This is a genomic window from Streptomyces sp. NPDC018029 (assembly GCF_044327655.1).
Lineage (GTDB): Bacteria > Actinomycetota > Actinomycetes > Streptomycetales > Streptomycetaceae > Streptomyces.
On record NZ_JBIRFV010000023.1, the window covers coordinates 1 to 7,722 of the forward strand.

At 73.6% G+C, this 7,722-nt stretch carries 4 protein-coding genes; all 4 read right to left on the reverse strand.

The window, feature by feature from the left end:
- On the reverse strand, positions 1-2,078 hold a 2,078-nt coding region (locus ACH4D5_RS38745), incomplete at its 3' end, for a homocysteine S-methyltransferase family protein (RefSeq protein ID WP_398312938.1).
- Entirely contained in the window at positions 2,075-3,058 is a 984-nt protein-coding gene (locus tag ACH4D5_RS38750) for a carbohydrate kinase family protein (protein ID WP_398312941.1), read from the reverse strand. The genes ACH4D5_RS38745 and ACH4D5_RS38750, both read right to left, overlap by 4 nt.
- Before the next feature lie 682 nt (positions 3,059-3,740).
- Positions 3,741-4,967 carry a methionine adenosyltransferase gene (gene metK, locus ACH4D5_RS38755; RefSeq protein WP_398312944.1) on the reverse strand — a complete coding sequence of 409 codons (1,227 nt, stop codon included), beginning with the start codon at positions 4,965-4,967 and terminating at the stop codon, positions 3,741-3,743.
- A 401-nt stretch (positions 4,968-5,368) separates the two neighbouring features.
- A complete protein-coding gene (locus tag ACH4D5_RS38760; protein ID WP_398312947.1) occupies positions 5,369-6,958 on the reverse strand; it encodes an AMP-binding protein in 1,590 nt (529 codons plus the stop codon).
- Positions 6,959-7,722: the final 764 nt, after the last annotated feature.

Sequence of the window (7,722 nt, forward strand, 5' to 3'; positions counted from 1 at the left end):
CCGAACAGCTCCCCGACCACCTTCATGCCCTCCAGGAGGGTGTTGTTGACGATGTCCAGCGCCGGGGTGGTCTGCAGGGCCTCATCCAGGTCGGCCTCCAGGCCGTTCTTCTCGCCGTCGATGATGCGCCGCTGCAACCGCTCCTCCAGCGGCAGGGCCAGGAGTTCCTCGGCCTTGCCGGCCTTCATCGACTTCGTCGAGACGCCCTCGAAGAGCTCCATGAGCTTCTGCAGCGGGTCATAGCCCTCGGCGCGCCGGTCGTAGATCAGGTCGAGGGCGGTACTCACCTGTTCGTCGTCGAAGCGGGCGATCGGCAGGATCTTCGAGGCGTGCACGATCGCGGAGTCCAGGCCGGCCTTGACGCACTCATCCAAAAACACGGAGTTGAGCAGGACGCGGGCGGCCGGGTTGAGGCCGAAGGAGATGTTGGACAGGCCCAGGGTGGTCTGCACGTCCGGGTGGCGCTTCTTCAGCTCCCGGATCGCCTCGATGGTCGCGATGCCGTCGCCCCGGGACTCTTCCTGGCCGGTGCAGATGGTGAAGGTCAGGGTGTCGATGAGGATGTCCGCCTCATGGATACCCCAGTTGCCGGTCAAGTCCTCGATGAGGCGTTCGGCGATGGCGACCTTGTGCTCGGCGGTGCGGGCCTGGCCCTCCTCGTCGATGGTCAGCGCGATCAGCGCCGCCCCGTGCTCCTTGGCCAGCGCGGTCACCTTCGCAAAACGCGACTCGGGCCCATCGCCGTCCTCGTAGTTGACGGAGTTGATGACCGCCCGCCCGCCCAGCTTCTCCAACCCCGCCTGCAGCACCGGCAGTTCGGTGGAGTCCAGCACGATGGGGAGGGTGGAGGCGGTCGCGAAACGCCCGGCGAGCTCGGCCATGTCGGCCACCCCGTCGCGGCCCACGTAGTCGACACACAGGTCGAGCATGTGGGCGCCCTCGCGGATCTGCTCGCGCGCGATTTCCACACAGTCGTCCCAGCGACCCTCCAGCATCGCCTCACGGAACTTCTTCGACCCGTTGGCGTTGGTCCGCTCCCCGATCGCCATGTAGGCGGTGTCCTGGCGGAAGGGGACGGTCTGGTAGAGGGAGGCGGCGCCGGGTTCGGGGTGCGGGGTGCGGGCGGGCGGGGTCAGGCCGCTGACCCGCTGGACGACCTGGCGCAGGTGTTCGGGGGTGGTGCCGCAGCAGCCGCCGACCAGGGAGAGGCCGTATTCGCGGACGAAGGTTTCCTGGGCGTCGGCCAGGCCGGCCGCGTCCAGGGGGAAGTGCGCGCCGTCCTTGGTCAGTACCGGCAGGCCGGCGTTGGGCATGCACAGCAGCGGGACGCGGCAGTGGCGGGCGAGGTAGCGCAGGTGTTCGGTCATCTCGGCCGGGCCGGTCGAGCAGTTCAGGCCGATCATGTCGATGCCCAGCGGTTCCAGCGCGGTCAGCGCGGCGCCGATCTCCGAGCCGAGCAGCATGGTGCCGGTCGTCTCGAAGGCCAGCGAGCACACCAGCGGCAGGTCCAGGCCGGCGGAGCTGAGGGCGCGGCGGGCGCCCAGCAGGGAGGCCTTGGTCTGCAGCAGGTCCTGGGTGGTCTCCACGATCAGCGCGTCGGCGCCGCCGGCGATGAGTCCTTCGGCGTTGGCCTGGAAGCCGTCGCGCAGGGTGGTGAAGTCGGTGTGGCCCAGGGTGGGCAGTTTGGTGCCGGGGCCGATCGAGCCGAGGACCCAGCGCTGCTGTCCGGTGGAGGCGGTGAACTCCTCGGCGACCTCGCGGGCGATGCGGGCGCCCGCCTGGGACAGTTCGAAGATGCGGTGGGCGATGTCGTATTCGCCCAGCGCCGCGTGGTTGGCGCCGAAGGTGTTGGTCTCCACGCAGTCCACGCCGGCCGCGAAGTACTCCTGGTGCACCGAGCGCACGATGTCGGGGCGGGTGACGTTCAGGATCTCGTTGCAGCCCTCGAGCTGCTGGAAGTCGTCGAGCGTGGGGTCCTGGGCCTGGAGCATGGTGCCCATCGCGCCGTCGGCCACCACCACGCGGGTGGCCAGGGCCTGGCGCAGGGCGTCGGCGCGCTGTTGCGGGGTGCTGCTCATGCGGTCCTCGCGATCTGCGCCTCCAGGACGCGGGCCGCGCCGGGGCCGTAGGTCTGCTCGATGCGGGCGATCAGGTCGGCGGGGATGAGCTTGTACTCCTGGGTGCCGACCGATTCCAGGACGGTGGTGGCCAGGGCGCAGCCGAGCTGGGCGGCGCGTTCGTGGGGCAGGTTCCAGGCGGTGCCGGCCAGGAAGCCGGAGCGGAAGGCGTCGCCGGCGCCGGTGGGGTCGGCGATGGTGTCGGTGGGGACGGCCGGCACGGGCAGTTTGGGGCAGCCGGCGCGGGCCAGGGACACGCCGCCGGCGCCCAGGGTGGTGATCCAGGTGCCGACCCGGTCCAGGAGGTTCTCCTCGCTCCAGCCGGTGCGCTCCATCAGCAGGGCGGCCTCGTATTCGTTGGTGAACAGCCAGCGGGCGCCGTCGACGAGCCGGCGGGCCTGCTCGCGGTCCAGGCGGGCCAGTTGCTGGGAGGGGTCGGCGGCCACCGGGATGTCCAGGCGGTGGGCGGTGGCGGTATGGCGCAGCATGGCGGCGGGGTCGTCCGCGCCGATCAGGACGAGCAGGGGCGGGCCGGTGCGCTCGGTGACGGCGGCCAGGTCGATGCGGGCGGCCTCGGCCATGGCGCCGGCGTAGAAGGTGGCGATCTGGTTCTGGTCCTGGTCGGTGGTGCACACGAAGCGGGCGGTGTGCAGGGTGTCGCTGACCTGGACGGCGGAGGTGTCCACGCCGTGTTCGCGCAGCCAGCTGTCGTACTCGGCGAAGTCGCGTCCGGCCGCGCCGATCAGGAGGGGGTCCAGGTCCAGCAGGCCCAGCCCGAAGGCGATGTTGGCGGCGACGCCGCCGCGGCGCACCTCGAGCCGGTCGGCGAGGAAGGACAGGGAGACCCGCTCCAGCTGCTCCTTGATCAGCTGCTCGGCGAAGCGTCCGGGAAAGACCATCAGGTGGTCGGTCGCTATCGATCCGGTCACGGCGATACACACGGAAAGGCACTCCTTGAAGCTGGGGTCGGCGCTGGTGTGGGGTCGGCGCCGGTGTCGGTCGGCGCCGGGTCGGCGTCGAATCGGCGCCGGTGTAGGCGCCGCGTCGGCGCTGGAGGGGAACGCGGCGGCGCACGAAGACGGCGCCCCGCGGGAGACGAGGGGTGGGACGCGGGGGGGGCAGGGCTCGTAGGAGAGGGGCCAGGGGGCGGCGGGCGGCGGCGGGTGGCGGCCTTGCCGGGTGCGGGGTCCGGGAGGGGCTCGCCTTCGGGGCCGGGCACCGCCCTTGCCGGGTGCGGGGTCCGGTGGGCCGGCGCGCGCCGGGCCGGGCACCCACCCTTGCCGGGTACGGCGCCCGGGGCGGGCCCGCGCACGGGCCGGGCGCCGCGCCGCCGGGAACGGGGCCGGACACGCCTTGCGGGCACCGGCTTGCGGGCACCGCCGTGCCGGTTACGGCGCCGGTTGGGCCCGCGCCCGGGGCCCGGGCACCGCACCGCCGGGCACGACGGTGCGGGGTCGGCCCGCGCCCGCAGCTGGGCACCGCACCACCGGTGCGACGCCCGGGGCGGGTCGGCGTGCGGCCGGGCACCACAGCCCGGGTACGGCGCCCGGCCGGGGCCGGCGCGCAGGGGCCGGGCACCGTACCGGTGGGTGCGGTGCCCGGGGCGGGCCGGCGCGCGGGAGCTCAGCCTGCTTCGACTGCCTTGCGCAGGTCCTCGGCGCGGTCGGTGCGCTCCCAGGTGAGGTCGGGCAGTTCGCGGCCGAAGTGGCCGTAGGCGGCGGTCTGCGCGTAGATGGGGCGCAGCAGGTCCAGGTCGCGGATGATGGCGGCCGGGCGCAGGTCGAAGACGGCGGTGACGGCCCGTTCGATGTCGGCCTGGGGGGCGGTGGCGGTGCCGAAGGTCTCGATGAACAGGCCGACCGGTTCGGCCTTGCCGATGGCGTAGGCGACCTGGACCTCGCAGCGGGTGGCCAGGCCCGCGGCGACGACGTTCTTGGCGACCCAGCGCATCGCGTAGGCGGCGGAGCGGTCCACCTTGGAGGGGTCCTTGCCGGAGAAGGCGCCGCCGCCGTGGCGGGCCATGCCGCCGTAGGTGTCGACGATGATCTTGCGGCCGGTCAGGCCGGCGTCGCCCATCGGGCCGCCGATTTCGAAGCGGCCGGTGGGGTTGACGAACAGGCGGTAGTCGTCGGTGTCCAGCTTGATGCCGTCCTGGGCGAGCTGGGCCAGGACGTGCTCGACGACGTGGCTGCGCAGGTCGGGGGTGAGCTGGTCGTCCAGGTCGATGTCGGCGGCATGCTGGGAGGAGACCACGATGGTGTCCAGGCGCACGGGCCGGCTGCCCTGGTACTCGATGGTGACCTGGGTCTTGCCGTCGGGGCGCAGGTAGGGGACGGTGCCGTCCTTGCGGACCGCGCTCAGGCGGTGGGAGAGGCGGTGGGCCAGCTCGATGGGCAGCGGCATCAAGGTGGGGGTCTCATCGGTGGCGTAACCGAACATCAGGCCCTGGTCGCCGGCGCCCTGCTTGTCCAGCTCGTCTCCCTCCGCACCGGCCGCGGCGCCTTCGACGCGCTGTTCGTAGGCGGTGTCGACGCCCTGGGCGATGTCGGGGGACTGCGCGCCGATGGACACCGAGACGCCGCAGGAGGCGCCGTCGAAGCCCTTGGCCGAGGAGTCGTACCCGATCTCCAGGATCTTGTTGCGGACCAGGGTGGCGATGTCGGCGTAGGCGGCGGTGGTCACCTCGCCCGCGATGTGCACCTGGCCGGTGGTGATGAGGGTTTCGACCGCGACGCGGGAGGCGGGGTCCTGGGCGAGCAGGGCGTCCAGGACGGTGTCACTGATCTGGTCGGCGATCTTGTCGGGGTGACCCTCGGTCACGGATTCCGAGGTGAACAGGCGACGGGACATGACTCTCCAGGGCGAGCGAAGGAACAAAGGAAACAAGTGACTTGATGGCTTGATGGCTTGGCGGCTTGGCGGTTTGGTGGCTTGTGCGGCGCCGGCGTCCTGGCCGTGGCCCTGCGCCGCGTTCCTCGGAAGGCCGGGCCGTTGGCCCGGGCCGCGCGCGGGCGGGAGCGGGCGGCCGGGCCCCGGCCCGGCTGCGTCGCGCGGCATGCCTCCCGGGTCCCGGGGGCCTGCGTGCAGCGGGTTTCCGGGCCGCGTGCGCTCCGCCGCGCGTGCGGGCCAGCTGCCGTGGCAGGGGCGGGGCTTCGCCCGGCGTACGGGGGGTGGGTGAGCGTCCGCCGCTCCCCCGCCCCGCCCGCGCCCGGGTGCGGCTGCCGGGCCGGGGGCTGGGGGCCGGGCGGGGTTCAGGCGGTGTCGGTGAGGCGTTGTTGGAGCTGGTGGGACAGGGCGATGCGCTGGACCTTGAGGGTGGCGGTGCGCGGGAGTTGGGCCTGGGGGATGTGGACGGGGTCGGCGAGCTGAGGGAAGTCGGTGACGGCGGCGCGCCAGCGGGCGGGGTCCAGGGGGGTGTCGTCGGTGGTGCAGATGACCGGGGTGGGTTCGTCGCCGGGGCCGGGCACCACGACCAGTTCGCTCAGTTCGGGCAGGCGGCCAAGGACGACGTCCTCGACCTCCAGGGAGCTGCGGACTCCTTCGATCATGTCGACTTCGCGGTCGAGCATGTGCAGGCAGCCCAGTTTGGTGCGGTAGCCGACGTCGCCGGTGCGCCACCAGGCGCCGTTGCGGTTGACGTCGTAGCGGTCCTGTTCGGCGAAGTAGGTCTTGGCCAGGCCGGGCCAGGCGACCTCGATGAAGCCGGGGTTCTTCGCGGAGGGGGGCCGGCCGTTGCGGCTGACCACGCGGACCCTGGCGGCGCCGTAGGGCATCGCCCAGCCCACGCAGCGGCCGTTGGCCTTGTGGGCGGAGGTGCGGAAGTAGGCGCGGCCCACCGCCGGGCCGACCTCGCTTTGTCCGTAGATCTGGAAGAACAGGGCGCCGGGCCGCCGGGAGGCGTTCAGCAGCCGGCTCATGGTGCGCGGGTGGATGGCGTCGAAGGTGCTGCTGAAGACCTTCACCGAGGCGAAGGGCCGGCGCGGGTCGCCGGCCAGGTCCTCCCAGTCCATCAGGGAGTTGGGCAGGGCCTCGACGAAGCCGGGCCGGTGGGCCAGGAAGTGTTCGGCGACGCTGTCGGGGTCGGAGTCGTTCAGCAGCAGGATGGGCAGCTGTTTGAGCAGGGCCAGGGACATGGCCGCGACCATCCGTGAGTGCACGAAGGGGATGTGGATCGCGACGGTGTCTTTCTTGCGCATCAGGGCGAGCAGGCGCCACTGGGGCACCAGGCGGATGCCCTGGGTGCGGGGGGTGTGCACGACGAGTTTGGGCAGTCCGGTGGTGCCGGAGGTGTGGGTGATGACCGCGGCCTCGTCGATGGGCCGCACCACCGGGGCCACGCGCGGCGCGTGCGCCAGGTCGGCCAGGGACTGGGTGCCGGCCCGCTCGCCGGCCACGATCAGCACCCGGCGGGTGAGGTGGTCCAGGTCCTCCTTGGCCAGGCCGGCGTCGAGTTTCGCGGTGTCGGTGAGCAGGGTGGGCTGCTGCAGGCGGGCCATGAGGGCGGCGATGGTCGCGGCGTCCAGGGCGGGCGAGAGCATCACCGGGACAGCGCCGATGCGGGAGGCGGCCGCGCCCAGCATCCAGATGTCGGCGTTGGCGCTCTTGTGGATGACGATGCGTTCGTCCGGGCGTACCCCGGCCGCGGCCAGGCGGGCCGCCAGATCGTCCACGGCGTCGGCGAACTGGGCGACCGTCAGGCGGCGGCCGGTGCGGGGCAGCACGTCCAGGTCGTGGTCGAGGGTGATCGGCGCCGAGCCGTTGGCGGCGGCGGCCATCTGGGGCAGCAGGCCCAGGTGCAGACCGCGTTTTTGGATCGAGGCGTAGAGCGTGGAGCCCTTCATCGGGGCTGTCTCCTTTGCGGGTTCACGGGGCAGGCAGGCCCGCCCGGGGCCGGCCGGGCGGGCCGGGGCACGGGCGGTGGGGCGGCGCGGGAGCAGGAGCGGTGGTGCCAGGTGGCCTCACAATGTGCGGGGCTGTCTCGTCGGACCCGGTGAGGCGGACGCGGGGCGGCCGCCGCCGCGGAAACAAAGGGGCCACACCGGCCCCCTCTCTTCCCCGGCGCCGGCGGCCGCCCGCGGGCCGCGTCACGGCGCCCGGGGGCGCCCCCTCGGACCGGTTTCTGCCACCGGCCGTGCCCCCGGCCCCGCCCGCCGGCACCGGGCGGGCCCGCACGGTTTTGACCGAGACCGCGCGGGCCCGCCCGGACCGCCCGCCCAGGACGGTCACCCGGCCGGCCAACCGGGACGGTCACCCGGGCCGGCTGCCCGGAGCGGCCGTCCTGGGCGGCTGCCGGGACCGTCGCCCAGGCCGGCTGCCCGGGGCCGTCGGTCCGGGGCGTGTGACGGCGCGCCGGCAGCAGACGGCAGCGGCAGACAGCCAGGAGGGCAGGCGGACGGGCGGACGGGACCGGAGGACCGGAGGGACAGGCGGTGCGATGCGGTGCGGTGCGGCGGAGCGCGGTCCGGCGGGCGGGCCCGGGGCGGGCCCCCGGGGGGCTCAGAGGGCGGTGCGGCCGGCTTTGAGGGCGGCGGCGGTGTCGACGACGCGGCGGGCCTGGTGGCGGGCGGCCTGCAGGGCGATGTCGCCGGGGGCGCCGTCGCCGGCG